This is a genomic window from Terribacillus sp. FSL K6-0262 (assembly GCF_037977385.1).
In the GTDB taxonomy this organism is placed as follows: domain Bacteria; phylum Bacillota; class Bacilli; order Bacillales; family Amphibacillaceae; genus Terribacillus.
Genome location: NZ_CP150277.1, coordinates 1,747,906 through 1,774,405, shown reverse-complemented (window position 1 = coordinate 1,774,405; position 26,500 = coordinate 1,747,906). Strand labels below are relative to the sequence as shown.

The following is a 26,500-nucleotide window of genomic DNA, read 5'->3' as shown; positions in this document are numbered from 1 at the left end:
GAGGGGTTCTTCCGTCATGCCCGCGCTGTCTTCCCTAATTCCTTGCCAAGTCCAAAGTAATGCCGGAAGTTATAAATGAGCGGACTCCATTTACCAGGATCGATATGATGCCCTTCCTTTATAATGTCTTCTTGTGCATGAATGGCTGCAGCTTCCACTTCCGCAATAGCAATGCCCTCCATATAGTCAGGCTCCCGGATATGCCTTACTTTCCCTTCTATCTGTGTAGGGCATTCTGCAATGGCATCCGCACTCACCGCTGAAGATTTTTTTCCAGTCAGACCAGCAGCCTGGAATTTATCTTTTACATAGACACAGCCATATGCCGCTTTTCCTGGAGGAACTATTTCTTTACCGGTGCAGACAGCAAGGCTTTCCACCTGCTCCCATAAATCCGGACCCGGAATATTCAGCACACATTCACCGCGCTGCTTCAAGTTTTCATATGCTTTCCCCTCTGCACCAAGGCCAATGACAAGAAAATGATCCAATGCCCACGAGGAGGAAATCGGACTGATATTCGTGGACCCATCTTCATTCATTGTCGTAAGCAGGATGACTGGGTTGCCGTAATATAAGATTTTCGGATTGATTGTTTTATGTACCATAATTTGCTACTCCCCTTTCCATTTCTAGCTTAAAATATAGATACTGCGAACGTCATCGAAATATGGATGCCTGGAAAGGAGAATCGATTTGCATATGCAGCACGTTGCCGCAGCTGCCAGTCTGCTCAGTGAAGAATCACGAAGTATCATGCTTACCATGATGATGGATGGCCGATTCCATACCTCAGGTGAGCTTGCCCGGGCTGCCGGCATCACGCCTCAAACAGCAAGCTTCCATCTAAAGAAGCTGGAGGAGGCTGGATTCCTGTCACGAGCGAAGCAGGGGCGCCATCGCTATTACGGATTAAAGGATCCCGCCATTGCGCAGGTCATGGAATCACTGCTGACAATCACCCCGCCGGTTCAAGTCTCCTCCTTCAATCAGGCAGCAGAGGATCAGGCCATCCGCTTTGCCCGGACCTGCTATGATCATCTGGCTGGTTCCCTTGGCATACTCGTTGCAGAAACGCTTGCCTCGAATGAATATGTCAGGAAAGAACAAGAACAATTCACCTTAACCCCCATGGGAGAAGCCTTCTTCTCAAGCTTTGGCATCGACTTGCAAACACTCCGAAAAAAAAGACGTTCATTCTGCCATTGCTGCTTGGACTGGAGCGAGCGTAAGCATCATCTGGCTGGTTCCTTGGGGAATGCATTGCTGGAACGCTTTTTTGAATTGAATTGGCTGAAAAGAAAATCCGGATCACGCGCACTCCTTCTCACGGAGACCGGGAGAAGCGGATTCGCCGAGGTTTTCGATTTGGACACTTCCAATCAGCATAAAACACATGACAACAAGGTTTATTTACGATAAAATGTGCATAAGATAACAACGATAAAAAAGACCGCTCGGTGCTGGTAACACCAAACGGTCAAGCAATAGCAAGGATTCCTCAAAGGAATCAGCCCACAAATGCGAAAAATAACCTACCCATCATGAGCCGTCACTCAAGGGTGGTTATTTTTTTTGGTTTTTATCAGACATGACCGCAACGATGAGCGTACCGAAAGAAATCATCAGTGTCAGCGTCTCGAATACTGTCAGAGGCATCACCTCCCTCCCTGGAGGGATAAGTGAGCCGACCACCCTTGAGTCATCTATGCTATTGTCTGTCCATTATATCAGGGTGGCCTTTGGGCGACATCTTACTTTCGATGGAATTTATCTGCCATTATAAGCCGGTATATTGCTATAATTAAAAAAACAAATGTAAGGTGGGTGGGACGGAATATGCACTTACTGGATGTACCGTATATCAAGCAGCGCCCCGAGCTTCCTTCCGGGTGTGAAGCAACTGCCTTGGCAATGGCATTATCCTATCATGGAGAAGCCGTCGATAAACTTACATTAGCCCGTGAGATGCCAAGGAATGATGTCCCTGCAGAACGCAATGAGGACGGGACGATACGCATATGGGGCGATCCGGAAGACGGTTTTGTCGGTGACCCGTTCGATAATGGCATCACGATCAATCCCAATCCGTTAAAGCGCGTGGCGGACAAGTACCGATCCGGCAGCCTGGCACTGTATCAACAGGAATTCAGCATCATAGAAACACATACAGCAAACGGCCATCCTGTATTAGTCTGGTTCACCATTCACCATGACATGCCGACATCCCGCATTTGGCATACGCCAGCCGGCAAGGCCGTACAAGCACCCCGGCCGCTGCATTGTATTGTCGTCACTGGTATCGATGACGAGTACGTTTATTTCCACGACTGCGAATCGACTGAAAAAAGCGGCAAACACGTGAAGGTCGAAAAAGACCGCTTCATCCGGATCTATGATGCGATGGGTAGACGCGCCCTTGTCATCACATAGAAAAACACGGTCCATGACCGTGTTTCATTCCATCGCTTCATATATTGCTTGGATAACGGGTCCGTAACCACCTGTGGCATATTCATCCCCTGCAAACAGATTGCTGTTTTGTTCCGGATCAAGTACAGGTGTATGCTTCTTGTTCGTCAGCAGTACAATCCCCAGATCATATTCCGGATCGATGATCGTGACAGTTCCTGTCCAGCCTGTATGTCCATATGCCCTGTCGCTTGCCAAGGAACCGAACATCCAATCCATCGATCCTTCGTCTCCATTCCTGCGCCAGCCAAGACCATACGTCCCATTGGTTGGTGATGCCGCTGTAAACCGATCGATGACAGCCTCCTCAAAAAATTCTTCGGAACCATATCCGCCTCCATTCAGCATGACCTGCAGCAATACCGCCATATCATGCGTCGTCGAGAAAAGCCCGGCATGACCCGAAATTCCATCCATCGAATAATAGCTCTTCTCATCATGCACTTCACCAATGATCGTCTCCGTCCTGATATTCGGGAAAGTGACATATCCATCCCTTGTATTTCCCAGACGTTCTGTCGCCGCTATATCTTTCGCCTTCACACCGTTCTCCAATGGATTGAACATCGTATTCTTCAAATGGAGCGGCTCATAGAAGGTCTCTTCCACATACGTATCCAGGCGTTCCCCTGTCACACGTTCCACTATCAGACCCAGGAGCATGTAATCGATATCGCTGTACAGATGATCCTTTCCCGGCTCGTATTGGAGCGGCACTTTAGGCAGGAGTCCGATTGTACGCTCGCGGTCCTGTGAGTAGAATGCACCTGCGATATCGGAATTATGGAACTCGATGCTCGCAGGAAAACCCGCTTGATGCTGCAGCAAGTCTTGAATCAGGATCCTATCTTTCCCTTTTATCTCCGCATCTGCTTCATCCTTGAATTCAGGGATATAATCACTGACTTTATCCATCAAACTGATTTCGCCTTCACTGACCAGATGCTGCAATGCAAAGTTGGTGGCATACATCTTTGTATTGGAGGCAAGATCGTATAAAGTCCCTTTCTTGACTTTCTTCGGATGTTCAAGCTCCTCCAGCCCGTCATAAACCTGCCGAAAACCATAACGGGAATCTTTCACGATTTTTCCGTCTTTTATGATCATCAATGACGCCCCTGGAAACCCATTCTCGATATCATTCTCAATCAGTTCGTCGACTTTCTTTAATCCTTCCTCGGCAAAGCCTGCCTCCTCAGGATCTTTCACCATTTTCAATGTTGGATAATCGATTGTGTCAGCCCATGCTGCAGAAGGAACAATCAAAAACAAGAACATAAGTGATAAGATGCTGACCCGCTGCCCTAAACGTTTCACCCGCACTCCTCCTTTGTCTTGTCTACTGTTTCCCTTAAGCAAAATCAAATTCCTTTCCGAAGTGGAAAAATACGAAAAAAGCACTGCGCTATGCAGTGCTTTGACAGGTAAATGATCTGGTCAGTCGATCAGCTCCCTGTTTTTCCGATAGGACCTTTTCAGTGATACATAATTGGTTAGGAAAAGCAGTAATGCTCCAATGAAGCTGACGATCAGACCTTCTATCAGAGGAACCGTCATCCTGTCAAATAAGTAGAGCACCGAAATACTCGCACACATAAGGACAAGAAATGACATCGATTTCATTACAATCACTTTCCGCTCCCGTCGATAGGCTTTTTCCGTCATGACCTCGGCAAACTCCATACCAGACAGAATATAACGAATCCAGACGTAAGCCATTGTCCCGAACAAAATCCCAATCAGAACAATGACACCATCCATAAGAATAAAATCAAATCGAGAAATGACAATCAGAGCCAAGATAGCCATCAGCTGTAAAATGGCAGCCTCCGCAAAGTAAACAAGTATATTCCTTCGCTTATATTCATCATCCGGCAGCAAAAAACGAAGCCATGTTTTCTCCATTCAGTCTACCTCCCAGAATAAATCATCCAATGTCTTTCCCAGTGTCTTTGCAATCGCTACACAAAGCTGCAGCGTCGGATTGTATTCTCCTTTTTCGATCAATCCGATCGTCTGTCTGGTGACATGCACTCGCCTGGCCAGCTGCTCCTGCGTCATTTTCTGCTCCATTCGCGTGAATTTCACTTTATTTTTCACTTTTAAATTCCCCTATGCAATATATAATTTGCATTTATTAGATATATATTACATCCGGGGTTTCCTTCGGTCAAGACAAAACGCATGCCAGCGCATGCGTTATTTATCTTTCTTATTTTGGATGAATTGCCAGGTTATCAGCGATAGGGAGAAAACGATAATGATCGAGAGTATGATGATAAGCTTGCTTTGCTCATCGATATCGATGTACCGCAAAATCACCTGCGGAGTGTATAGAACTGCCGGGACGATGACAGAAATCCACGCTTTCCAATATAGTGCTGCCGCAATGAAAATGAAGCAAGCTGCTATAATCACCGCTATATTCACGGCTGGACTTATTGTCACCACTGGTGTCTCTATAAAAAGATCCGCTACCAGTATTCCTACGAACATTGCAGTCGGTGCCATTCCCATCAGCAGATACAGCATTACAGTCACTTTCTTGGATACTTTATTTGCAGCAGTAAAGCGATACAGACCAAACAATAAAAATATAGTGATAATAAATACAATCGGATTTCCAATGAGTGCCAGGAGGGAGTAATCCCTTTCATCCGCTATCGCTTTATTCATGATCAGATAGGCAAAGGCATTCAGCAGGATAAGCGGGACAAAGACAAACCAGAACCGCCCATCCGTTTCCACTTCTGCTTCTATTTCCTTCATGTAAGCTTTCGGGGACTTCCCGACGATATGCTCGACGCTTTTTCCATTCCGCTCCGCTTCATACAAGTGATCCTCCAGCTCTTCCATTAATTCCATCACTTCTTCTTCTTTTTTGCTGCTGGCAAAGAGATAAATCCGCATGTCATCGAGAAATGCCTGACTTTCCTTGGATAATGTCATGATTGATTCCTCCTTAGTATATTTTCTACGCTGGACGAAATTGCTGCCCACCTTATCTTGAATTCTTCTAATTCTGCCTGTCCTTCTGCAGTCAATTGATAATATTTCCGCTTTGGTCCGCCTGATGGCAATGCCTTGCTTGTTGTCGTAACGAGACCTTCTTTTTTCATGCGCAGCAGCAATGGATAGATACTGCCCTCGCTTACCATGGTAAACCCATAGGAAGCAAGCTTCTCCACCATCTCATAGCCATACGTTTCGCGTTCAGCAATGATGGAAAGCAGGCATCCTTCGAGAATGCCTTTTAATAATTGGCTGGATGACAAATCCACTTCCCCCCCCAACTATATTGTTTAGCAAGATAGTTGATCAAAAAAAGAAGCCCATCAACTACTTTGCTTTACAAGATAGTTATACTCTACCATGATTCCCTTCCAAAAACAACCATACTTTTCCATTGAATTTGGGTGATTTATCCATATCAGCTCGTAACAAGTGTACTTACGGTAAAAAAAACAAGCAGGCATCGCCATGATGCCTGCTTGTTAATTATTTCGATGTTCAGTCAGCCAGAGGATATAAAAGCCTAACGTATTGCAACAGCAATCGTTAGTAAACGCCCGGAGGCTATTGCTTACTTTTCAAACAAATTCAAGGAAAATACTACACTTCCAAGCTCTGTTTGCTTTCCTGCCTGGTTCTCTTGGCTCGTGTATCCTACAAGACCACTTACCACAATCGTTCCAATAAGAATTACCGAAAAGATAATTTTTTTCATTATAAACCCACCCTATATTAGAGCTAATAGATAATATTTCGTCGCAAGCTCATATTGCTTATTTCCAGCATAATACTGTGCAAGTTCCCTTGAAAAGAGCCTGACGTTGTAAATATCATTTACTCTTCGGAAGTATTCGATTCCTTCTTGCCATACGCTTTGAAATTGTTTCTGTCTTCATATTTTTTATGAAGCATGGCGAATTCCCACTTCTTCGTTAAATCCCCTTTATCCACGCTATCCTGGAATCCTTCCGTATAGAATTTTGATTTGTCTTCCAATAACAATCAGCCAACAAATACAAGATTTTCAGACGTCCACGTTCCGGATTAGCTTGTAGCGCTTCTTCCAGATAGCAAATTGCTGTACCTGGCAATTCCTTTTTGACATAGAGGTCTCCAAGATTAAGGTTTGCATAAGAAACAAAATCTCCATTCCCTGTATTTTTGAAAGAAGACTTTGCTCGATGAAGATATTCTTCAGCATTCTCATAGTCCATTACATCTGCATAGTTCAAACCGTAAGATGGAGAAGAGAAGATAGAAAACGAATTAGGGTTTGTCTTTATGGCGGTGCACATAAGGTAATACATCGCCAGGAAGGTAAGCCTCCTCTCGAATTATCAATATGACCAATCAAAAAAGATCTGCATTACCCAAAAACGGTGATGCAGATCTTTTCAATACTTTTGACTAGTTATGTCCAAGCCTCTTTTTTCAAATAAAATCCCTGGGAACTTGTTCGTTCCATTCCTTTGCGAATATCTCTTTTTCGTTCTCAAAGGCACGCAGCTTATGCTTAAGATAAAAATGCGTTTCATCACACCACATGTGACAGGACAGATCCATATGTGTCTGCCAATCTCCTCGCCCGACATCCATTGTCCAATCACATTGGACGCTGGCTGAAAGCGGATCGCCTTCTTTGATTGTATACACATTGCGATTTGTGCTGCCATACTCCAGATCGTTATCAGCCAGCTTACGTGCACCCTCATCCGAATAATCATCCAGAATCCAGGTTTTCTCCACTGTATCATACCGTATTTGGCGCCGGCGGCTTTCCGGACGCAATATTTCCTTCTCCAGGACGGGTGCAGTTTCTGGCTGCTGGAAAGCCGGCAGCTGATCATCGATAGCCTGACTTTTCCTGATTGGGAGCAGCAGTTTTGTTTTTTCTCCAGGATAAATGGTAAGCGTTGCTTCTTTTGGAGATGGCCAAGCATGCGGCCAATAAGTCGGCGCAACTGCCACTTGCCAGCGATGTCCTGCAGGAAGAGCATGGGCAATATCATTCAACTGAACAGTCACTGAAATCTTCTCTCCCGGCGTCAAAGCCTCAGGAAATTCATGACTATCCCGGTGAGTCAGGTTGAGCATCCCCCATGTTACACGTGTAACACTTCCGTCCGGAGCCACATCGTTCAATCGGACCGCCACCAATGCTTGTTCCTGATCGCTCGAAAGCTCCAGCTGCAATTTAGGGGCTCCGAGTATTTCCATCCTTTCTTCCAGAGGAGCACTGGTGAATAGAGTGGCAAAACCATTTTCCAAGCGCTGATCGGATGGCATATCACCAGGCTGCCCAAATGGACAAAATACACCCGCGTAAAGACCATGCTGCTGCATGCTTGAAACGGTGACTGGCAGACCAGCACCTGCTCGGTTCCTCAGCTCCTGGCCATTTAGATACAAAGCATACTGTCCAATTGCCGTGGATGGCCATTCCATCTCGGCAACCCATCGTCCTGGTCTTTCTTCGTATTCCACCTCAGGCGGAACACTTTCCTGCATCCAGGCACGCAGCATCGGCTCTTCCATGATGCCTGTTTCATGACCTTTCAGCCAATGATCCCACCAGCGCAGACATTCTTGCAGGAATCCGATGGAAGGGCCCGGGATGGCAACTTCGGGATATTCATGCGCCCAGGGCCCGATCAATCCTTTTTTCGGTACTTTCAAGCCTTCCAGCAAACGAGGGATGGCATTCGTATAACCATCCGCCCAGCCGCCGACAGCAAATACAGGTATCTCTATATCTGCATAATCCTCATTGACTGAGCCGTGCTTCCAATAAGCATCCCGGCGCTGATGACGAACCCACTCCTCCGCAAAGGGAGGTGTCTCATCCATCCGCCGTATCCAATCTTCCCGCCATTTCTCTCCGACAATTTCCGGATCGGCTGGTCTTGCATTGTAAGCAAACATCGTCGAAGCCCACCAAAGCATATCGGAAGCAAGCAATGCCCCGCCTTTATAATGCACATCATCTGCATACCGATCATCCGTCGAACAGATGGTAATGACAGCTTTCAATTCTGGCGGCCGTCTGGCAGCAACCTGCAAACCATTGAATCCGCCCCAGGATTTCCCGATCATGCCTACCTCGCCTGTCGACCAGGCTTGATCAGCTATCCATTTCAATACGTCTTCTGCATCATCCTGTTCCTGCGGCAGATACTCATCGTAAAGAATGCCTTCTGAGTCACCGCTGCCGCGGATGTCCACTCGCACACTTGCATATCCGTGACCCGCAAAGTATGGATGACGGATGGAATCACGCAATGCGGTGAAATCATCTTTCCGATAAGGGATATATTCCAAAATCGCCGGTACCGGTGTTTCGTTGGCATCCTCAGGAAGCCAGATTCTTGCTGATAATCTCACCCCGTCCCGCATCGGGATCCAAATATGACGTATCTCTTTCACGGAATGCGGATAGGACGTTTTTATTTGCAGCTGGTTATCTCGCACATTGAATACCATCTTCCTCTTCCTTCCTAGGCCGATTTGCATTGATGAATGACTATGCTATAATTTATAATCATGATTACTTTTTAACTTTGATTATTTTATCATACGCGATTACGACTTAACAACCACGGGGAGGCGAGCACGAACGCGTATGTAAAGGAGACAGAAAAGCACGATGAACAAGAAAGAAATCCAAAAGAGCCGGATGTGGAAATACTTTGTGGAAGCGACAGCAGATATTATCCGCGAGGAAGGATTAGAAAAAGTGACGATCCGGAAAGTGGCGGATCGCGCTGGCTACAATAGCGCCACGATTTACAATTACTTCTCCGATCTATCCCATCTCATCTTCTTTGCGTCCATGACATTCCTGAAGGACTATACCGAAGAAGTCGTCGCTTATATGAATCGATCCGATAAGCCTCTGGAAAAGTATCTATTGGCCTGGGAATGCTTTTGCACATATTCCTTCCGTTATCCAAAGCTATTCCATGCCATTTTCATCATGGATCTTGGCGACAGCCCAGAAAATATGCTGGAGCGTTATTACACAAAGTTCCCCAAGGATCTGATAAACATTCCAGAGGAACTGCACTCGACATTGCTGGAACGCAATATGTCCAAACGCGGGCGTTCTGCCTTGGAGCTGGCACTCGAAGCTGGCGAAATCAGCGAAAAGAATGTAGATGCCATCAATGAATTGACGATCCTCATCTGGCAAGGAATGTTCAACAATGTGCTGAATCATCGCCGGTCATACGATCCGCAGCGGGCGATGCAGAAAACGATGCAATACATTACAGAAGTAGTCCGGAATGAGGCAGCTTTCGATTTTTCGGAAAATAAATTTGCACCGTAAACAGGAGGTTATCATGTGCTGACATTCGAGAATGTAACGAAGATCTACAGCGGCAATAAAAAAGCCGTGAATAATTTGAACCTGGAAATAGAAAAAGGCGAATTCATTTGCTTCATCGGACCGAGCGGCTGCGGTAAAACGACCAGCATGAAAATGGTCAACCGCCTGATCGAGCCGACTGAAGGAAGGATCCTGATTGACGGCAAAGATATCATGAAGCAAAACCGTGTGCAGATGCGGAGAGAAATAGGCTATGTCATCCAACAGATAGGACTGTTCCCGCATATGACGATCAGCGATAATATCACGCTTGTCCCGAAGCTGCTCCAATGGTCCAAAGAGAAGCGGCGTGAGCGGGCGGAAGAATTGATCAAATTGGTCAATCTGCCGGAAGAATACCTTGATCGCTACCCACAGGAACTGAGCGGCGGGCAGCAGCAGCGCATCGGTGTTTTGCGTGCACTGGCCTCCAATCCGCCTCTCATTCTGATGGATGAACCTTTTGGTGCACTGGATCCGATTACACGTGATGGATTACAGGAAGAATTCAAGAACTTGCAAAGAAAGCTGGGCAAGACCATCGTCTTCGTCACCCACGACATGGATGAAGCTATCAAATTGGCGGATCGCATCGTCATTATGCGGGACGGGGAGATCGTGCAGGTTGACATGCCTGATGAAATCCTGCGCAATCCGGCAAATGAATTCGTGGAATCCTTCATCGGGAAAGAGCGCCTTATCCAAACAAAGCCTGATGTAAAAACAGTCGGTCAGATCATGAATAAGATACCGGCAACCGTCCATAAAGAAGAGACATTATCCACCGCTATCCAGCGAATGAAGGAAAAACGCGTGGATTCCTTGCTGGTCATTGGTGAAGATCAGACACTTGAGGGCTATATCGACGTGGAAGATATCGAGGAAAACCGAAAAAGATCTACGCTTGTCGGTGAAATTGTCGAAACAGAGCTTTACCGAGTCAAAGAAGACAGCCTCATACGGGATACCATCCAAAAAATGCTCCGCAGGCAGACCAAATATGTACCTGTCGTGGATGAGCACAATCGGCTTAAAGGTATCGTCACACGGGCAACGCTTGCCGACCTAGTCTATGAATCTATCTGGGGTGACGAGGATGAAAACTAAGAAGGAGGTGCAGACCCGATGGATGCATTGATCCAATTCCTCCAGGAACAAGGCAGCACACTTGCACTGAAGACATGGGAGCATTTATATATTTCCTTGATTGCCGTTCTGCTCGGTATCCTTGTCGCTGTACCAGTCGGCATCCTGCTCACAAGATTCGAGCGGGCAGCTGATACAGTCATCCGTATCATCAGCATCATCCAAACCTTTCCAAGCCTTGCCATCCTGGCATTCTTCATTCCGATATTAGGTGTAGGCAAGCTGCCGGCCATTGTCGCCTTATTTTTCTACTCCATGCTGCCGATTCTCCGCAATACCTATATCGGCATAAAAAATACAGATAAAAATCTGCTGGAAGCAGGCCGCGGCATGGGCATGACCAATGCTCAGCTCATCTTCAGCGTTGAACTGCCGCTCGCCATCCCGGTCATCATGGCTGGTATACGAGTTTCCACGGTCTATCTAATCGGTTGGGCCACACTCGCATCATTCGTCGGAGCCGGCGGACTTGGTGACTTCATTTTCGACGGATTGAATCTATATCAGCCGGAGCTGATTTTAGCAGGTGCCATTCCATCTACCATCCTGGCTTTGCTAGCTGATTTTATCCTGGGAAGAATCGAGACGAAACTGACACCGACAACAAAAAGCGCACAGCAGGAAACGGCATAGGAAGGAGCGACAGCAAAAATGAAAAAGCTAAGCAAACTGATCATGATTGGTATGTTGACAGCCCTTCTTCTATCTGGCTGTTCGCTTCCAGGTCTGGGCGGCGGATCTGGGGAAACGATCAAAATCGGTACAGTCACTACCTCCGAGACACAGACGCTCGGCTATATACAGAAATACATGATCGAGCATTATACAGATTTAAATGCCGAAATCGTCGGCAACTTGGGGTCCTCCATCGTGATGCACCAGGCTATGGTAAATGGCGATGTAGATATATCCGCTGCAAGATATACCGGTACCGATTTGAGCGGGGCACTGCATATGGATCTTGTAAATGACCCTGATGAAGCAATGGAAATCGTCCAGCGGGAATTCCAGGAACAATTCGATCAAAAATGGTACGACACATACGGATTCGATAACACCTATGTCCTCTCTGTACGGCAGGATGTAGCTGAAAAGGAAGGACTGGAGAAAGTTTCTGACCTTTCATCGGTTGCTGATAAGTACCAATTCGGTGTGGATAACAGCTGGATCAACCGTGAAGGAATCGGATATGACGAATTCGTGAAAACATACGGTTTTGAGTTCAACAAGGTTTTCCCGATGCAGATAGGACTTGTATATTCCGCCTTGAACAGCAAGAAAATGGATGCTGTCCTGGCCTACTCCACCGATGCCAGATTAAAGCAATTTAACTTGGCCACCTTGGAAGACGATAAACATTTCTTCCCTCCTTATGATGCCTCTCCGGTTGCTTCCAATGAATTGCTTCAAGAACACCCGGAAATTGATGATATCCTCCAGAAGCTTGTAGGGAAATTCGATAATGATACGATCATTGAACTCAATTACCAAGCCGATATCGAGAAAAAAGAACCAAGTACCATTGCCAAGGAATATCTGGAAGTCCATAACTACTTTGAAGAGGAATAAAGGAGGTGCGGAAAATTGGACTTACTGAAAGAATTAGTGACCTATTACAGTGATAATGGAGCCTATGTTTGGACTGAATTCTATCGGCACTTCCTGATGTCGGCCTATGGTGTATTATTCGCTGCCATTGTCGGCATTCCGATCGGCATCCTGATAGCCCGTTACAGCAAACTCAGCCCCTGGGTTATTTCATTTGTGAATGTCATCCAGACAATTCCTGCCCTTGCCTTGCTCGCTGTGCTTATGCTGGTGATGGGATTGGGTACGAATACCGTCATCCTGGCATTGTTCCTTTACTCCCTGCTACCGATTGTAAAGAATACGTATACCGGTATCCTTGGTGTGGATAAGACATTGAAAGAAGCAGGCAGTGCGATGGGGATGACTAGATTTCAAATCCTGCGGATGGTGGAACTGCCACTTTCCCTTTCCGTTATCATGGCAGGCTTGCGCACCGCCCTTGTCATCGCAATCGGTATTGCGACAATCGGGACCTTCATCGGCGCAGGCGGACTAGGATCCATTATTGTCCGAGGCACGAATGCAGCAGAAGGAGGAGCCATCATCCTGGCAGGCGCCATTCCGACTGCACTCATGGCAGTACTGGCCGACTTTGTCATGGGTTGGTTCGAACGATTGCTTTCTCCTGCCAACAGCAGGAAATTAAGCTGAAATAGCAAAATGCTCCGGATATTTCCGGAGCATTTTTTATTCGAAGCTAAAGCTGATTTCCCATTGCTTCCGAAGCTTATCCATGATCTTCATGACATCCTTCGTATATGGCAATGTTACATGTGGAACATCCTTTTCAATGAGTTCCTTCATCGCCCTGACTTCATACTGCAAAGCTTTCTCCGTCTCTCCGGATTCAATGATTTCCGTCTTGCCCTCCTCTATATAACAAACCGTCGCTTTCTCTGCGCGTGAAAACCGCTCGATATCGATGAATCCTTTCGTACCCATGATCGTAGCACGTTCAGGCGATTCCACCATAAAGGATAAGGTGATGGCTGCGAGCTGCCCCTGCTTGTTCTTCAGGATGATTCCTGCCTGCTGATCAACGCCTGTTTCATGCTTTGTAACGGTGCTGATGATTTCATTTGGCTCCTCTTTAATGAACAAACGAACAAATGACAGAGCATAGACTCCTATATCCAATAGCGCTCCACCTGCCAATTCAGGATTGAAAAAGCGATTCTGGGGATCATTTTCCTTGATGCTGTTGAAATTCACGCTCAAAGTCTGAACCTCACCGATTTTTCCCGCATCTATCAATTGCCGCAGTTCCTTATAAATCGGCATATGATAAATAGTCATTGCTTCGGCCACAATCAATTGTTTCTTTGCAGCTAAATCCATGATTTCCTCAAGCTGGGTTGCATTCACTGTAATCGCTTTTTCTGCAAGCACATGCTTCCCGCGCTGCAATGCTTCCTTGATTGTCTCATAATGATAGGCATGGGGCGTGGATATGTATACAACGTCCACTTCCGGATCCTCCAGCACGCCCTGGAACCCTTCATACACTTTAGGTATCCCGAATTTTTCCGCGAAAGCTTGCCCCTTCGCTTCATTCCTTGCCCCGACCGCCAATAGCGATGCCCCTTCTTCCTTCAAGGCAGCTGCAAAATGATGTGCAATGGAACCTGGTCCCAAAATAGCCCAATTGATCATCCGTTTCTCCCCTCTTCTCTTTTGTATTATTGTAGATATACCCGAAAAAGCCATGGATGCAGCATACTTCCATGGCTTCTCTCTCAGCTGTATATTTTCCTGGGTATTTTAATTACCTGATTACCTGATACATATGGCGCAATATCATACTGTTGGAAAACAAGCGCGATTCCATCATCAGTAAAGAAGAAGGCTGTTTTCTCATTCAGTTGCACATCCTCCGCCTTGAGGTCGGGATAGAATATCTCCGGCCTAGCCTTTGCATAAGTGAATACATAGTGCTGAACCTTCTTTAACTGATTCGGCGTCTGCAGGATATCCGTCAAAAAAATGCGTTTTTTAGCCTGTAAGTCGTAATTAAACGATTCCACGGCAGTAGATCCATGTGCTCCCCCGGTAAATATATAGCTGCTCATCAAGATGCTGAGCAAGTGATCCGAATTATATTTCACTTCGAAATCAGTTTGAAAATCGGGGTCATAATCATACTTATTGCCCGCCTCGATATTCTCCTTGCGTGCCTCGGCAGCCTTCTCGATATATGACCTGAAATCCTTATTGATCATCCGTGTAACCTTCGGAGTGCCCGCCTGCTTCACTTGCGGGTATTTCAGCTCCTCGATATCATCGTAGTATTCCGTTTCCACAATTACATTCTTTGTGGGCTGTGCTTGTATCGATTGTGTAAAGACAGAAAAAGCAAGTACAAACACAAACCCGATCATCGCTTTCTTCATCAGTTTCCCTCCACTATTTCATCTCGTCTACAGTGTGTGCAGGTCACCGATTATTTATGAGGAATACAGATTCTCTTATAGGCTTATCTCAGCCTGGATTCCGAACAAAACTTATCCTTCTGCAAACATTCTACAAATGGTTCCTATTTCCCTCCGCAATATCGGGCATTGTTCAAAAAAATAAGTCCATTGTCTGCTGATTGGACAATGGACTCTGTATAAAAACAATTTTATAGATGGAAATATAATAAATCTTGATAGGATGCATTTGATGTCAGATTTCAAGCTGAGCTGATGATGCCCTTACTAATTCCCAATCATGTGTAATTACGATAATTGTCTTCCCAATTTGTTCATATCCTGTAAAAACTGAAAGATGGCGTCCCTATTTTTGATATCCAGGCTTCCTGTCGGCTCTATACTTGCAATCCACTCGTGCAAATAATTGCGTCTATCTACTCCAATAATTGCTTGCGGTTGAACGTATTCCGGTACAAGAGATCCCGCTGATGATTATTAACGAACATTCTGACTATATCACTTACACCCTTCAGATGAATCAGACGATGGCTTGTTATATACTTAATATCTCCATTATTTAAATGAATGGATAATTCGCCCTCTCCTGTTCCCTCAGTATAAAGGACATAATCGATACTGTCATAGCTGGTTGTATCCAGATAGCTTGGCTTGATCAGCGGTTTGTGCGTAAACAGGATTCGATTTTGTGTGACGCCAAGGATACCAGTCCTCTCATTAAGCTTACTTTGTACATAGAGAAAAATCCGTTCATCTTCATCTAGGTACGTGGACAATTCCTTCAGATCCCTTTTCTGCCCCATTCTCCGCTTCTCCTCACTTAATATACTTGCTTCCAATCCTGATTCATACTTTCTAAATATATATCGCACTTCTGAAAATATGCAATAAAAAAATACTGCAAATTCATCTCTTTCCTGCTGTTAAGAAATCTCACTCACTCTCCTACATATTACCAGCTATATAAAGAGAATGATACCTCCCATCTCCAATTTTTCCAGCCTTGCCTAGACTTTCTTCTAGGAATTTAGACACTTTTCATTTCATTCCATATAGGGTTACGGTATGATATTTATGTCTTAATCTGTTTATTTTTTCACAAGACGACCTTGTTAAAAGAGAGGATGAAAGAAGTATATGAAACTGTTCCGTATTCCAGTTGCACTCTTGCTGTGTGCCATCGCATTGGCTTTATCTGCCTGCAGTAATGATGATAAAGCAGCTGATGAGCCAAAAACGCCTGCAGCGGACGCAGCCGCAGAAGGAAACGAGGATACAGATGCATTGTCTGCCGAATTGACGGACACTGTATCAGCCGACAATCCCTTTTTCCCGGACCGCCTGACAAAAGATTCGGTTGCGGAAAAGGAAATGCTGTCTGAACAGAACTTTGATCAGTCCGAAACTGATGATAACCTGGAAGTGACCCTCAAAGGGATTCAATATACAAAGCTGAAACCGGCAGATTCCTATGAGGAATCCTTTACCGGCTTCAAGGACCCGGAAAAGATCGTTGCTGCGACAGCAATGCTGGAAGTGAAGAATGATGGGGAGGAAACAGTGCCTTTGAAAGATATGGGTGCCTTCCTTGAAACCTCGACTTACCGGATTCTGAACCATAATGTACTGGAAGCGGATTCCGGGGAAATCGAACCTGGCCAGACTTCCACCAAATATGTCGTCTTCCTGATGGATCAAGCGGATTACAAAGAGGAAGATGATTTCTCCCTTCGTATATCCAGTATCACGGATACAGAAGAAGAAGACTTGCTGGCAGCAGATATCACATTTGATCTGCCTGCAAACTAAAACAAGGAGCACACGTCTGAATGGCGAGTGCTCCTTGTTTCTTCATGAGGCATGCAGATGGGATATGAAGTCATAGAACCGGTTGATGTCAGTTAAGTTCCTGTTGCACTTGGCACTGTCCCTGCAAATATAATTTCCTCGCTTCACATAGGTTCCTTGACCGCGGCCGATTGGTCCTGCCATGAATAACCCCACGCTTTCCAGCTTGTTGCAAATCGTGCAGATACCGGGCTTGGAGGATGGCGTAAATGTACCGCGAGCAGCTATCATTCCTTCTTGATGCGGGGCAACCATATATTTCGCCTGCTGGCCGTTATCATTCCAGCCAAGATAAGATGTCTTCTCCCAATCTACATCATTCAGCTTTGGCAGATGGAGATGCTTCACTTTCGGAAACAGCTTCCTAAGCTGCTCCTCTGTCAAAGCAGGGAAGGCTTTGATGGATGGACGCAGCTGCGCCAGAAAAAGCTCTGCATCGATTTCATCCTGCACATCCCTTATTCTTCCGAGCATTTCTGCTTCTTCTTCCGAAAGCTCCTCGAATCTGTTTTTGATCTTCTCTTCTGCCAGTGAGCGGAGTCCGTAAATCACGTCTATATCTTTGACAGCAGCAGAGCTATTCACAAGCTGCTGCACCTGTTCTTTAATATTGTTATATTGGTCATTCCGGATAAAGGCTTGCATGTGGACATCCCTCCGTTTTGATCGCTTCCTCTCATTTTAGCAGATATCGAGCAGGAAACAAAAAAACCGGATTACTGGAAGAAATAACGAAATGCACGACTCATCGTCGTCGGAACGACTGATGCATGGTTTTCACCTTCTGCTACATAGCAGGACGCCCTCTCTTCCAAGCCGCTTGGCAACGAATGATAGAACGCTGTGGCATCTTCGACCATAAAACCTTCTTCTTTTCCTACACCCATGAATAATTTCGACTCTTTGACGTCATTTACAAACGAATAAATATGCTTCTCATTCCACCAGATGGATGGGCTGATTGCCAAATAGCACTGGAAGGCTTCCGGACGTTTGAACATGCTGTACAGAGTAAACAATCCGCCCAGGGAATGTCCATATAAGCACTGCTTGTCGGACTGTACAGGATAGCTTTCCACGACTTTGGGCTGCAGCTCCCCGATGATCCAATCAAGGAAAATATCCGCTCCCCCATGCTTATCAATCGTCACACCTTTAAACCTGTCTGGGTACTTATAGACTGCAGCTGGTGGTGTGAAATCATAAAACCGCCGCTCCCTGATGATGGCATCTTCCGCCTCTAATGCTATTCCTACAATGATTGCAGGCTCGATTCCTGTTTTTGATGCATTAAAAGATTGATTGCGTATCACATCGGCACCATATCCGAAATACATATGCCCATCCAATACATAAATGACAGGAAATCCCTCTGGCGGCGGGGATTGTTCCGGAATGTATATTTGGACGCGATACCGCACTTCCGATTCCTTACCAGGAAGTATCCATTCTTCTATCATCATTCATCCTCCTTTGTTCGCTTTCATCAGTAAATATAAGAAATAAGGTACACCAATGATCGAAACGACAATTCCTACTGCCAATTCAGCAGGGGCGAAGACCGTTTTCGCGATATAATCCGAAAAAACGAGCAGTACCATGCCAGTCAGCGCACTGATTGGCATATTGCTGCGATAATCATTCCCCACAAGACGCCTGCTGATATGCGGTGCAATCAATCCGACAAAGGCAATCCCGCCGGAGACGGATACACAGGCACTCACCAAACCGATGCTGGCCAGCAGCATGATCGCCTTTTCACGCTCGTTGCGGATACCGAGACTCCGGACCGAGTCTTCACTCAGCTGAAAATAATTGAGCAGATATGATTTCCGATAGAGCACGGCGCCAAGGATGATGATCCATGGCAGCATGGCATAAATATAAATCCAGTTCGCATTATAGATGCTTCCTGTGGACCAAACGGCGGCCATTTCAAAATCATTGGCGTTCATCTTCAATGATATGTACAAAGAAAGCGCACCAAACCCTGTTCCCAAAGCAATACCGGTCAGGATGAGGCGCTGCATATCCAGCGTACCTTGCCGCCAAGAGAAAGCGAATATGAGCAGCGCCACCAGCAGACCGCCGGCAAAGCCGAATATCGGCATCATCAGCACAGCCAGCCAGCCGCCGATCGACTCTGATTGGATCACCCCTTGGAAGAAGAAGATATATATGACGATAGCAGTCCCGGCTCCGGCATTGATGCCAAGTATTCCCGGATCCGCCAGACCATTGCGTGTGATGCCTTGCATGACAGACCCGGTGATGCCAAGACCTGCACCCACAAGCGCTCCGATGATGATCCGAGGCAGACGGAACTGAAAAATGACCAGTTCAAGCTTGCGATCATCATTCCATCCAAAAAGGGTCCGTAAAATTTCCCCGAGACTCATCGCATAGCTTCCGCTTGTGAGATGCAGGTAGATGAAGAACAGGAGCAGCACGGTAAGGGTGAGTCCGCTGAGCATCAGCTTCGATCCGATTCTAAGCTGCATATTGTTTCCCTCCCTTTCTCCAGATGAGACAGAGGAAGAACGGAACGCCGATAAAGGCAGTCACGACACCAATCGGCGTCTCGAACGGCGCATTGATAAAGCGGCTGACCACATCCGACAAGCAAAGAAATATCCCGCCGATGACCGCAGAGCATGGAATGAGCAGCCGATAATCGACGCCGATCAAAAAGCGCGTGATATGGGGTACAACCAGCCCGACAAAGGCGATTTTTCCAACAAGGGCGACAGCCGTACCAGTCAGGCAGACAACACTGAGCATACTGATCAGTCTGATATAAACTGTCTTCTGGCCCAATCCGGCTGCAACCTCTTCTCCCAATGCCATGACTGTGACCGACTTGGAAACGGACATGCCCAAAACCAAACCAACCAGACCAATCGGTACAGCCAACTTGAGCATATGGACATCCACACCATCCATTCTTGCGTTATACCAAATGCTGACATGCTGTGACACCTGGTAGTAGGATGCAAATGCTGCAGCCAAGCCGCTCAAGAAGGTGCCGATAACTGTCCCGATTATCGCCAGCTGGACGGGTGCCATTCCGTTTTTCAGCAGCGATGCAAAACCAAATACGATGCCGGCGCCGAGTGCCGATCCTGCCATGGAATATAGAATCATCATATGATCGGATAAACCGGGAACCAATACCATGCACATAGTAATCACCAATGCCGATCCATCATTGACACCCATAATGGATGGAGAGGCAAGATAATTCCTCGTGATTCCCTGCATAATTGCCCCGGCTATGGCCAGGAATGCACCGACCAGCAACGCTGCCAGCGCCCTTGGCAATCTGGCAGTCAAAAGGATGGCATGGTCCACATTTTGCGCATCATAATGGAAAATTGCGTCCCAAATCGTAGTGACTGGCATATCCTTAACTCCATACAATACAGAAATCAACATAACCAGAGTGCCCGTCAACGGCGCCGTCAGCAATACTAACAAAGCAATTCTATTTTTCGTACCTGGATACATGCTTACTCAGCCAGCTTCTCGGTTGCTGCTTTCAGGAATTCCGTTTTACTCCATGCTGTTCCTCCTTGGGCAAGCGGATCAATCGAGTTTACGAATACATGATCTTCCTTGGCTGCATTGATCGATTTAAATATTTCATTGGCTTGCAAATCATCCAAAGCACTGGCATTCTCCGGATTTTCAGTCGCTTCGAATTGGAGGAACAGATAGTCGGGATTCACTTCGGCCAATTTTTCAAGGGATATTTCAGCCTGTGCCTTTGCTTCTTTGACCACTTCAGGTACTGACAAACCTAAATCATCGTATAATACCGGATTCAGATAAACGTTCCGAGGATAAACATAGAGGCTGCCTGCCCGGATACGTACAACAAGAACTTGCTTATCTTGTAGCTTCTCTCCTAATTCGGCCTTAGCCGATTCTGCGTCTTCCTTATAATCTGCTATGATTTGGTCTGCCTCTTCCTCTTTTCCTGTCAGAGAGCCCATCAGCTCCAGGTTCGCTTCCCAATTTTCAGAAATATGGGAATATGGAATCGTTGCAGCAATATCATTCAAGGATTTGCTCACATCTTCCGGAAATTTCGAGGAGCCCAGGATCACGTCTGGTCCAAGGGAGAGGATCGTTTCATAATTCGGCTGCATCTTCTCGCCAATCAGTTCTACACCTGACAAATCTTCCTCCAGATATGCTGGTGTTTCACCGCCTACAGATAGGGCTCCGGCGGGTTTCACTCCTAAGACGGCTGCATCCTCCATTGATTCAAGACTTGCTGCCACGATTGTATCCGTCTCGGCAGGCAGCGTATATTCCTTATCCAAATATGTAATCTGCTGTTCTTTACTCTCGGATGCCTCACCAGAGGCAGTATCTTCCCCATTCCCGCAAGCCGCCAAGGAAAAGCTCATGGCTGCCGCAAGTCCAATACCGGATATCGTTTTCCACTTCATTTTGCTCTTCTCCTTTTTCCTTCAGTCTGATCAGAACCAAAGATCGCTTATAATTGATAATGATTATCATAATCAACTATAACAAAATTGGAAATAGATGCAATAAGAAATGACCATCGATTCCATAGAAAAAATAAATAAGCTGCGGGAATCCCGCAGCTTTGCCTCAAATAAAGCAGAAGTACATTTAAAGTGAAAAGCTCATCCGGATGGATGAGCTTTTCTTATCTCGTTTGGCCTTGGCCTTTCATCATGTATTTATAAGTGGTCAGTGCCGGCAGCCCCATCGGTCCGCGTGCATGAAGTTTCTGGGTGGAGATACCGATTTCCGCTCCGAATCCAAGAGCATGACCATCTGTGAACCGCGTTGATGCATTATGATAAAGTGCTGCTGCATCGACTGCCTTCATGAATTTGCCGACTGCTTCATCATCTTCGGAAATGATTGCCTCCGAGTGCTTTGTCCCATAGCGGTCGATATGGTCGATGGCTTCTTCCACTGAATCGACGACGCGTACTGCTACATCCAGACTAAGGTATTCATTCGCCCAATCCTCTTCTGCTGCAGGGGTGCAGCCAGGCAGCTGCTGCACAGCTGTCTCATCCCCATGTGCCTGTATGCCATGGTCGCGCAATGCCTGCACTAATGCATCTTTATTTGCATCCAGCCATTCGCGATGGATGATCAATGTCTCCAACGCATTGCAAACAGCCGGACGATCGGTCTTGGCATTCAAGAATGTCCGGATTGCCATATCAACCTTAGCAGTTTTATCGATATACATATGGCAATTGCCCACACCTGTTTCAAGCACTGGTACTGTCGCAGAATCAACAACGGCTTGGATGAGTGAGGCCCCGCCGCGAGGGATCAGTACATCGATATGCTCCTTCATCGTAAAGAGCTTCGCCGTCTCTTTCCGATCAGTCGATTGGATGAGCTGGACCGCCTCGGCAGGTACTTTCGTATCCTGCAGTGCTTTCTTGATGACCTCCACGATTGCTGTATTCGTATGAATGGCTGATGATCCGCCCTTCAAGACGATTGCATTACCCGACTTAAGGGCAAGACCCGTGGCATCTGCCGTTACATTTGGACGAGCTTCATAGATCATGCCGATGACTCCAAGCGGAACGGTGATACGGCTGACATGCAATCCGTTTTCCAATGTCCATTCACTGACTACCTGTCCTGTCGGATCCTTCAGCTCAACAACTTCCTTCAGGCCATTCGCAAAGTCCTCGATGCGTCCGCGAGTCAACTTTAAACGGTCCAGGAATGCTGCATCGAAGCCTTTTTCTTCCCCAGCCTTCATATCCTCCTCATTCGCCGCAAGTATCGCTTCATATTCTTTCTCCAAATACTCTGCCACTGCAAGCAGTGCTTCATTTTTTTCTGCCGTTGTCAAAAGTGCGAGCTTTTTAGCTCCTGCTTTTGCTGCAATGGCTTGCTCCTCGACTGTTACTGCCTCTCTTATATGCTCCACGTTTTTCCTCCTCCTGTCATCGAATTGGTACAGTGTGCTCCAGCTCACAAACAAATGCTTCCTGGTCGACGATTACTTCTTTCCTATTTCGTACCGGACTAGTCAACGCTTGCCAAAGCTCAGACGCAGCTTGATTTACGATGCCAAGTCCGATTCTCGCTCCTGTTTCGTCCTGAATCCGTACGACATCGCCCTTTTTGAAATTGCCCTTGATCGAAGTGATATCGGCAAATTCTATCGAATCCGGCACTTCGTCAGTATGCTTTATGATAATTTCGCCCTCGGGACCAGAATTGAAGGCAATCCACTGTTTCTTGCGATTCAAGTAATCCGTATCTTGATCAGCTTCAAAATACGTGCCTCCAGCCTGACCCAATACCGAACGGTAAATGATATCCTCTTCTGTTGCATCGCCAAGGAAACCTTTGATACCCGATGCCATCGCTATCTTGAATGCATCCAGCTTCGACTTCATGCCGCCGGTTCCGACTGCACTTCCTGCATCGCCTGCAGCCGCCTCGATCTCGGGTGTGATGGCTTTCACGCGATCGAGGCGCGCTGCTTCCGGATTCTTGACTGGATTATCGGTATACAGTCCATCAACATCGGACAAAACCGCCAAAAAATCCGCGCCGACCAAACCGGCAACCTTGGCCGAAAGTGTGTCATTGTCCCCAAAGCGCAGCCTGTCGATTGTAACGGTATCATTTTCATTTATGATCGGGATGATACCGCGATCAACTAAAACATTTATCGTATTTCTGACATTATTATACCGGGTTTCATCCAAGAAGTCGCCTCGCGTAATCAAAATCTGTGAAGCCACATAGCCATGGGACAAAAATAAATCCGAATAAGCTTCCATCAGCAAGCCTTGACCGATCGATGCAGCTGCTTGTTTTTCCGGCAATGATTGCGGTCTTTCCAGAAAACCCAGCTTACGATAGCCAGCTGCAACTGCTCCAGATGAAACAAGCAGCACCTCATAGCCATTGTCCTTCAGTTTCACAAGCTGCTCCACTAGTTTCTCCAGCTTCTTCCTGCTGATTTCCCCGTGCAGGCTGGTCAATGAACTGCTTCCGATTTTGACGACTATCCGCTTCGGTTCCATTGCTTGTTTAGAAATGATAACATCCTCCAGTTTTTATTTTTCCCTTTTGCATGTCAGCGTGCCAGCAGTTGTTTTTTGAGCTCCTCGCTGATTTCATTCGATCGAGCGGCTGCTGATAGAATGGCTTCGGCCATCGCTTCCCCGGCTCCCGCCTCATTCAGTGCTTTCAGGCCAGCTGCAGTCGTTCCATTCGGGGAAGTCACTTTCTTCCTCAGAACGCTTGGCCCTTCTGTCGTTTCCAAAAGCATCCTGGCCGCACCAAGCATGGTCCGGGTTCCGATTTTCCTTGCTGTTTCCCGATCGAATCCTGCGGCAACGCCGGTTTCCTCAAAGTGCTCCAACAGCTTATAAAAATAGGCAGGTCCGCTGCCAGCCATACCAGTGAAAACATCCATTTGCTCTTCATCGATCACAAACGCTTCGCCGAATGTCCGAACCAGCTCCTTGACCAATGCGAGCTGGTCTGCGGAAATATGCTTCCCTGGTGCAATGGCAGTGGCAGACTCACCAATGGTGCTGGATGTGTTAGGCATAATACGAACAACGGGTTGATTGTCTGGCAGATAATGCTCGATCTGTTCATTCTGGATACCTGCAGCTACCGATAATATCAGCTGTCCTTTTTGAACCTTCTCTTGCAAATCGATCAATGCAGCGGTCATATCCTTTGGTTTCATCGCAAGTATTATCACATCCATACTATGCCAATCCACCTTTTCCCGAGGAATTGCGGTAATGCCATAACGATCCTCCAGCTCCAGCAAACGCTTTGCATTCGATCGGTTCGTCACATGAATCTGCTCGTTTTGCAAACGATCCGAAGCCTGCATACCGGCAATCATTCCCTCTGCCATCGATCCTGCTCCTACATACATAATCCGTTTGTTAATTAAGATACCTAATCGCTCCTTTTATTTGAATATTTCGTTCTTTGTTAACAGTTATCTATCCTAACACTATAGGACCCCATGTCAAGGAATGTGACGGCCCCAAAGCCCGTCCCGCCTGCGTTTCATTCCTATGGCCAACCCATTGTAAGCGCTTCATATATTATTATCGATCTAGTTCAAAGAATGGTCATAAAATCCTCTTTCCCCCTACTTGTATAAAAGCGTGAAATCCCATAAGCTTAACCTTGTCTTACTTGAAAATAATCATACTTTTACTATAGAAGAAAAGGAGTTATCCATATGGAGGCAAAAAAGGACCCATCGGTTTCGAAGAAGAAACAAAAACGCCGGTCCCTTTACCAGTCGGTTTGGCGCTGGCATTTCTATGCTGGTCTTATCATCATGCCATTCCTCATCATCCTGGCTGGCACAGGAGGCATTTATCTCTTCAAGCCCCAAATCGAAGCAGCTCTTTATCAGGACTATTATGAAGTCACACCGCAAGCAAATGCCACGGACCCATCCGAGCAAATCCATACGGTGGAAACGATCTATCCTGATGCAGCAGTGACTTCTTACCGCCCAAGTGACAGTCCTGATCGTTCAGCAGAGGTAGGAATCTCAGAAGATGGCAAAGCATATACCGTTTATGTCGATCCATATACGAATGTCATACTCGGTAAATTGGAGGATTCATACAAACTTGTCAATGTAATCGAGAAGATCCATGGTGAGCTCCTCATGGGCACTGTCGGGGATCGCATCGTCGAGTGGGCCGCTTGCTGGGCACTGATTTTGATCATTACCGGCGTCTATCTGGGCTGGCCGAAGATGAAAGGAAAATCTAAAATCCGCGGGGTCTTGGTTCCTCGCCTGAACAAAGGGAAAAAGCTGCGGGCACGCGATTTACACGTCGTCCCTGCATTCTGGATTTCTTTAGGTCTGCTCTTTTTGATCATGACGGGATTGCCTTGGTCAGGATTGTGGGGTAACAATTTCCAAGCGCTCACTACAAATGCCGGCATCGGTTATCCGCCTTCTGTTTGGGTAGGGGATGCTCCTGCATCCGATGTCAAAACAAAAGAAATCGCAGACGTACCTTGGTCGGCAGAGAATTTGCCTGTCCCTGTTTCCACCAATCAGCAATACACGCAGCTGTCCGTCGACGATGTCGTGTCGATAGCCGAAGAGGAAGGCGTGAAGCCCGGATATACCATCATGATTCCGCAAACACAGGATGGTGTATTCACTTTATCTGCTTTTCCACCGCATGCTCGTGATGAAGTGACGATGCATATCGATCAGTATACAGGCGCTGTCCTGGCAGATTACCGCTACGATAATTATCATACGCTCGGGAAAATCATTGCTTACGGGATCACCATCCACAAAGGAACGGAATTCGGCATCTGGAACCAGATCATCGGTGTCCTTGTCTGTATCGGGATCATCGGTATCGCTGTGAGCGGATTCCTATTATGGCTCTCCCGGAAACCAGAAGGGAAGCTGGGCTCTCCGAAAGCACCACCTGACAAAGTCATGAAAGGTGTCATCGTGCTGATCATCATCCTTGGCATCATCTTCCCGCTCGTCGGTATCTCGCTCATATTCGTGTGGCTGTTCGACCGATTTGTCATCCCGCGTGTACCGGCACTGAAGAGGTTCTTCAATGCATAAGAAAGGGGAAAAGCA

At 46.6% G+C, this 26,500-nt stretch carries 30 protein-coding genes; 9 read left to right on the top strand and 21 right to left on the bottom strand.

Going from position 1 to position 26,500, the window contains the following annotated elements; translation table 11 throughout:
• Positions 1 to 14: 14 nt before the first annotated feature.
• Positions 15 to 608 (bottom strand): flavin reductase family protein, encoded by a 594-nt coding sequence (locus MHI54_RS09230; protein WP_340081330.1) that lies wholly within the window; start codon positions 606 to 608, stop codon positions 15 to 17.
• A 94-nt stretch (positions 609 to 702) separates the two neighbouring features.
• On the opposite strand from MHI54_RS09230, the gene MHI54_RS09225 reads away from it, so the two are divergent.
• Positions 703 to 1,422: a winged helix-turn-helix domain-containing protein gene (locus MHI54_RS09225; protein WP_340082938.1), complete on the top strand. Its 720-nt coding sequence runs from the start codon at positions 703 to 705 to the stop codon at positions 1,420 to 1,422.
• 144 nt (positions 1,423 to 1,566) lie between these two features.
• On the opposite strand, the gene MHI54_RS09220 is transcribed toward MHI54_RS09225, so the two are convergent.
• On the bottom strand, positions 1,567 to 1,659 hold the full coding sequence (locus MHI54_RS09220) for a putative holin-like toxin (RefSeq protein ID WP_340081329.1): 93 nt from the start codon (positions 1,657 to 1,659) through the stop codon (positions 1,567 to 1,569).
• A 180-nt stretch (positions 1,660 to 1,839) separates the two neighbouring features.
• On the opposite strand from MHI54_RS09220, the gene MHI54_RS09215 reads away from it, so the two are divergent.
• A complete protein-coding gene (locus MHI54_RS09215; protein WP_340081328.1) occupies positions 1,840 to 2,433 on the top strand; it encodes a C39 family peptidase in 594 nt (197 codons plus the stop codon).
• A 24-nt stretch (positions 2,434 to 2,457) separates the two neighbouring features.
• On the opposite strand, the gene pbp4b is transcribed toward MHI54_RS09215, so the two are convergent.
• The 8 genes from pbp4b to MHI54_RS09175 form a co-directional block, all read right to left on the bottom strand.
• Complete coding sequence (gene pbp4b, locus MHI54_RS09210; RefSeq protein ID WP_340082937.1) at positions 2,458 to 3,750, bottom strand: penicillin binding protein PBP4B; 1,293 nt, start codon at positions 3,748 to 3,750, stop codon at positions 2,458 to 2,460.
• 159 nt (positions 3,751 to 3,909) lie between these two features.
• Complete coding sequence (locus MHI54_RS09205) at positions 3,910 to 4,377, bottom strand: hypothetical protein (RefSeq protein ID WP_095215789.1); 468 nt, start codon at positions 4,375 to 4,377, stop codon at positions 3,910 to 3,912.
• Positions 4,378 to 4,572 (bottom strand): helix-turn-helix transcriptional regulator, encoded by a 195-nt coding sequence (locus MHI54_RS09200; protein WP_095215788.1) that lies wholly within the window; start codon positions 4,570 to 4,572, stop codon positions 4,378 to 4,380.
• A 99-nt stretch (positions 4,573 to 4,671) separates the two neighbouring features.
• Positions 4,672 to 5,421 (bottom strand): hypothetical protein, encoded by a 750-nt coding sequence (locus MHI54_RS09195; protein WP_095215787.1) that lies wholly within the window; start codon positions 5,419 to 5,421, stop codon positions 4,672 to 4,674.
• On the bottom strand, positions 5,418 to 5,747 hold the full coding sequence (locus tag MHI54_RS09190; protein ID WP_095215848.1) for a PadR family transcriptional regulator: 330 nt from the start codon (positions 5,745 to 5,747) through the stop codon (positions 5,418 to 5,420). The genes MHI54_RS09195 and MHI54_RS09190 overlap by 4 nt, the downstream gene beginning before the upstream one ends.
• Before the next feature lie 308 nt (positions 5,748 to 6,055).
• Positions 6,056 to 6,199 (bottom strand): hypothetical protein, encoded by a 144-nt coding sequence (locus MHI54_RS09185; RefSeq protein ID WP_158221524.1) that lies wholly within the window; start codon positions 6,197 to 6,199, stop codon positions 6,056 to 6,058.
• 119 nt (positions 6,200 to 6,318) lie between these two features.
• On the bottom strand, positions 6,319 to 6,480 hold the full coding sequence (locus MHI54_RS09180; protein WP_340081327.1) for a hypothetical protein: 162 nt from the start codon (positions 6,478 to 6,480) through the stop codon (positions 6,319 to 6,321).
• Between the two features lie 435 nt (positions 6,481 to 6,915).
• Positions 6,916 to 8,964, bottom strand: a complete 2,049-nt coding sequence (locus tag MHI54_RS09175; RefSeq protein ID WP_198946039.1) for a CocE/NonD family hydrolase — start codon at positions 8,962 to 8,964, stop codon at positions 6,916 to 6,918.
• Positions 8,965 to 9,127: 163 nt separating this feature from the next.
• Here MHI54_RS09175 and MHI54_RS09170 point away from each other — a divergent pair, with 163 nt between their 5' ends.
• Genes MHI54_RS09170 through MHI54_RS09150 form a run of 5 tightly spaced genes read left to right on the top strand, consistent with a single transcriptional unit; the run spans position 9,128 to position 13,237 of the window.
• Positions 9,128 to 9,811 carry a TetR/AcrR family transcriptional regulator gene (locus MHI54_RS09170; protein ID WP_095215785.1) on the top strand — a complete coding sequence of 228 codons (684 nt, stop codon included), beginning with the start codon at positions 9,128 to 9,130 and terminating at the stop codon, positions 9,809 to 9,811.
• A gap of 15 nt (positions 9,812 to 9,826) precedes the next feature.
• A complete protein-coding gene (locus tag MHI54_RS09165) occupies positions 9,827 to 10,957 on the top strand; it encodes a betaine/proline/choline family ABC transporter ATP-binding protein (RefSeq protein WP_340081325.1) in 1,131 nt (376 codons plus the stop codon).
• An 18-nt stretch (positions 10,958 to 10,975) separates the two neighbouring features.
• Entirely contained in the window at positions 10,976 to 11,629 is a 654-nt protein-coding gene (locus tag MHI54_RS09160) for an ABC transporter permease (RefSeq protein WP_340081324.1), read from the top strand.
• Between the two features lie 18 nt (positions 11,630 to 11,647).
• On the top strand, positions 11,648 to 12,565 hold the full coding sequence (locus tag MHI54_RS09155) for an osmoprotectant ABC transporter substrate-binding protein (protein WP_340081323.1): 918 nt from the start codon (positions 11,648 to 11,650) through the stop codon (positions 12,563 to 12,565).
• A gap of 15 nt (positions 12,566 to 12,580) precedes the next feature.
• Complete coding sequence (locus tag MHI54_RS09150; RefSeq protein WP_095215781.1) at positions 12,581 to 13,237, top strand: ABC transporter permease; 657 nt, start codon at positions 12,581 to 12,583, stop codon at positions 13,235 to 13,237.
• A 36-nt stretch (positions 13,238 to 13,273) separates the two neighbouring features.
• Here the strand turns inward: MHI54_RS09150 and MHI54_RS09145 are convergent, their stop codons facing one another.
• The 3 genes from MHI54_RS09145 to MHI54_RS09135 form a co-directional block, all read right to left on the bottom strand.
• Complete coding sequence (locus MHI54_RS09145) at positions 13,274 to 14,239, bottom strand: Gfo/Idh/MocA family oxidoreductase (protein WP_340081322.1); 966 nt, start codon at positions 14,237 to 14,239, stop codon at positions 13,274 to 13,276.
• A gap of 83 nt (positions 14,240 to 14,322) precedes the next feature.
• Positions 14,323 to 14,976: a DUF3298 and DUF4163 domain-containing protein gene (locus tag MHI54_RS09140; protein WP_095215779.1), complete on the bottom strand. Its 654-nt coding sequence runs from the start codon at positions 14,974 to 14,976 to the stop codon at positions 14,323 to 14,325.
• 455 nt (positions 14,977 to 15,431) lie between these two features.
• Complete coding sequence (locus MHI54_RS09135) at positions 15,432 to 15,818, bottom strand: PH domain-containing protein (RefSeq protein ID WP_095215778.1); 387 nt, start codon at positions 15,816 to 15,818, stop codon at positions 15,432 to 15,434.
• A 334-nt stretch (positions 15,819 to 16,152) separates the two neighbouring features.
• On the opposite strand from MHI54_RS09135, the gene MHI54_RS09130 reads away from it, so the two are divergent.
• Positions 16,153 to 16,824, top strand: a complete 672-nt coding sequence (locus MHI54_RS09130; protein WP_340081319.1) for a hypothetical protein — start codon at positions 16,153 to 16,155, stop codon at positions 16,822 to 16,824.
• Positions 16,825 to 16,866: 42 nt separating this feature from the next.
• Here the strand turns inward: MHI54_RS09130 and MHI54_RS09125 are convergent, their stop codons facing one another.
• The 8 genes from MHI54_RS09125 to proC all read right to left on the bottom strand — a co-directional run bounded on the left by MHI54_RS09125 (position 16,867) and on the right by proC (position 24,793).
• Entirely contained in the window at positions 16,867 to 17,508 is a 642-nt protein-coding gene (locus MHI54_RS09125) for a FusB/FusC family EF-G-binding protein (RefSeq protein ID WP_340081318.1), read from the bottom strand.
• Between the two features lie 71 nt (positions 17,509 to 17,579).
• Positions 17,580 to 18,326, bottom strand: a complete 747-nt coding sequence (locus tag MHI54_RS09120) for an alpha/beta hydrolase-fold protein (RefSeq protein WP_233134975.1) — start codon at positions 18,324 to 18,326, stop codon at positions 17,580 to 17,582.
• The gene (locus MHI54_RS09115) at positions 18,327 to 19,364 is read right to left on the bottom strand and encodes an iron ABC transporter permease (protein WP_340081317.1); all 1,038 of its coding nucleotides are present in this window, start codon (positions 19,362 to 19,364) and stop codon (positions 18,327 to 18,329) included.
• Positions 19,354 to 20,298, bottom strand: coding sequence for an iron ABC transporter permease (locus MHI54_RS09110; RefSeq protein ID WP_340082936.1), 945 nt, complete (start codon positions 20,296 to 20,298; stop codon positions 19,354 to 19,356). Before MHI54_RS09110 ends, MHI54_RS09115 begins: the two co-directional genes overlap by 11 nt.
• Positions 20,299 to 20,372: 74 nt before the next feature.
• On the bottom strand, positions 20,373 to 21,320 hold the full coding sequence (locus MHI54_RS09105; protein ID WP_340081316.1) for an iron-hydroxamate ABC transporter substrate-binding protein: 948 nt from the start codon (positions 21,318 to 21,320) through the stop codon (positions 20,373 to 20,375).
• 224 nt (positions 21,321 to 21,544) lie between these two features.
• Entirely contained in the window at positions 21,545 to 22,807 is a 1,263-nt protein-coding gene (locus MHI54_RS09100) for a glutamate-5-semialdehyde dehydrogenase (RefSeq protein WP_095215771.1), read from the bottom strand.
• Positions 22,808 to 22,823: 16 nt separating this feature from the next.
• Positions 22,824 to 23,918 (bottom strand): glutamate 5-kinase, encoded by a 1,095-nt coding sequence (proB, locus tag MHI54_RS09095; protein ID WP_340081315.1) that lies wholly within the window; start codon positions 23,916 to 23,918, stop codon positions 22,824 to 22,826.
• Positions 23,919 to 23,971: 53 nt separating this feature from the next.
• Positions 23,972 to 24,793, bottom strand: a complete 822-nt coding sequence (gene proC, locus MHI54_RS09090; RefSeq protein WP_095215769.1) for a pyrroline-5-carboxylate reductase — start codon at positions 24,791 to 24,793, stop codon at positions 23,972 to 23,974.
• 315 nt (positions 24,794 to 25,108) lie between these two features.
• Between proC and MHI54_RS09085 the strand changes: the two genes are divergently transcribed.
• Positions 25,109 to 26,485 carry a PepSY domain-containing protein gene (locus MHI54_RS09085; RefSeq protein WP_095215768.1) on the top strand — a complete coding sequence of 459 codons (1,377 nt, stop codon included), beginning with the start codon at positions 25,109 to 25,111 and terminating at the stop codon, positions 26,483 to 26,485.
• Positions 26,486 to 26,500 lie beyond the last annotated feature (15 nt).

What these genes read in the sequence shown, in the direction of transcription:
- MHI54_RS09230 (WP_340081330.1), bottom strand. Translation starts at nt 608, where the DNA reads ATGGTACATAAAACAATCAATCCGAAAATCTTATATTACGGCAACCCA.
- MHI54_RS09225 (WP_340082938.1), top strand. Translation starts at nt 703, where the DNA reads ATGCAGCACGTTGCCGCAGCTGCCAGTCTGCTCAGTGAAGAATCACGA.
- MHI54_RS09220 (WP_340081329.1), bottom strand. Translation starts at nt 1,659, where the DNA reads ATGCCTCTGACAGTATTCGAGACGCTGACACTGATGATTTCTTTCGGT.
- MHI54_RS09215 (WP_340081328.1), top strand. Translation starts at nt 1,840, where the DNA reads ATGCACTTACTGGATGTACCGTATATCAAGCAGCGCCCCGAGCTTCCT.
- pbp4b (WP_340082937.1), bottom strand. Translation starts at nt 3,750, where the DNA reads ATGTTCTTGTTTTTGATTGTTCCTTCTGCAGCATGGGCTGACACAATC.
- MHI54_RS09205 (WP_095215789.1), bottom strand. Translation starts at nt 4,377, where the DNA reads ATGGAGAAAACATGGCTTCGTTTTTTGCTGCCGGATGATGAATATAAG.
- MHI54_RS09195 (WP_095215787.1), bottom strand. Translation starts at nt 5,421, where the DNA reads ATGACATTATCCAAGGAAAGTCAGGCATTTCTCGATGACATGCGGATT.
- MHI54_RS09185 (WP_158221524.1), bottom strand. Translation starts at nt 6,199, where the DNA reads ATGAAAAAAATTATCTTTTCGGTAATTCTTATTGGAACGATTGTGGTA.
- MHI54_RS09175 (WP_198946039.1), bottom strand. Translation starts at nt 8,964, where the DNA reads ATGGTATTCAATGTGCGAGATAACCAGCTGCAAATAAAAACGTCCTAT.
- MHI54_RS09170 (WP_095215785.1), top strand. Translation starts at nt 9,128, where the DNA reads ATGAACAAGAAAGAAATCCAAAAGAGCCGGATGTGGAAATACTTTGTG.
- MHI54_RS09160 (WP_340081324.1), top strand. Translation starts at nt 10,976, where the DNA reads ATGGATGCATTGATCCAATTCCTCCAGGAACAAGGCAGCACACTTGCA.
- MHI54_RS09155 (WP_340081323.1), top strand. Translation starts at nt 11,648, where the DNA reads ATGAAAAAGCTAAGCAAACTGATCATGATTGGTATGTTGACAGCCCTT.
- MHI54_RS09145 (WP_340081322.1), bottom strand. Translation starts at nt 14,239, where the DNA reads ATGATCAATTGGGCTATTTTGGGACCAGGTTCCATTGCACATCATTTT.
- MHI54_RS09140 (WP_095215779.1), bottom strand. Translation starts at nt 14,976, where the DNA reads ATGAAGAAAGCGATGATCGGGTTTGTGTTTGTACTTGCTTTTTCTGTC.
- MHI54_RS09135 (WP_095215778.1), bottom strand. Translation starts at nt 15,818, where the DNA reads ATGGGGCAGAAAAGGGATCTGAAGGAATTGTCCACGTACCTAGATGAA.
- MHI54_RS09130 (WP_340081319.1), top strand. Translation starts at nt 16,153, where the DNA reads ATGAAACTGTTCCGTATTCCAGTTGCACTCTTGCTGTGTGCCATCGCA.
- MHI54_RS09125 (WP_340081318.1), bottom strand. Translation starts at nt 17,508, where the DNA reads ATGCAAGCCTTTATCCGGAATGACCAATATAACAATATTAAAGAACAG.
- MHI54_RS09120 (WP_233134975.1), bottom strand. Translation starts at nt 18,326, where the DNA reads ATGATGATAGAAGAATGGATACTTCCTGGTAAGGAATCGGAAGTGCGG.
- MHI54_RS09115 (WP_340081317.1), bottom strand. Translation starts at nt 19,364, where the DNA reads ATGCAGCTTAGAATCGGATCGAAGCTGATGCTCAGCGGACTCACCCTT.
- MHI54_RS09110 (WP_340082936.1), bottom strand. Translation starts at nt 20,298, where the DNA reads ATGTTGATTTCTGTATTGTATGGAGTTAAGGATATGCCAGTCACTACG.
- MHI54_RS09105 (WP_340081316.1), bottom strand. Translation starts at nt 21,320, where the DNA reads ATGAAGTGGAAAACGATATCCGGTATTGGACTTGCGGCAGCCATGAGC.
- proB (WP_340081315.1), bottom strand. Translation starts at nt 23,918, where the DNA reads ATGGAACCGAAGCGGATAGTCGTCAAAATCGGAAGCAGTTCATTGACC.
- proC (WP_095215769.1), bottom strand. Translation starts at nt 24,793, where the DNA reads ATGTATGTAGGAGCAGGATCGATGGCAGAGGGAATGATTGCCGGTATG.
- MHI54_RS09085 (WP_095215768.1), top strand. Translation starts at nt 25,109, where the DNA reads ATGGAGGCAAAAAAGGACCCATCGGTTTCGAAGAAGAAACAAAAACGC.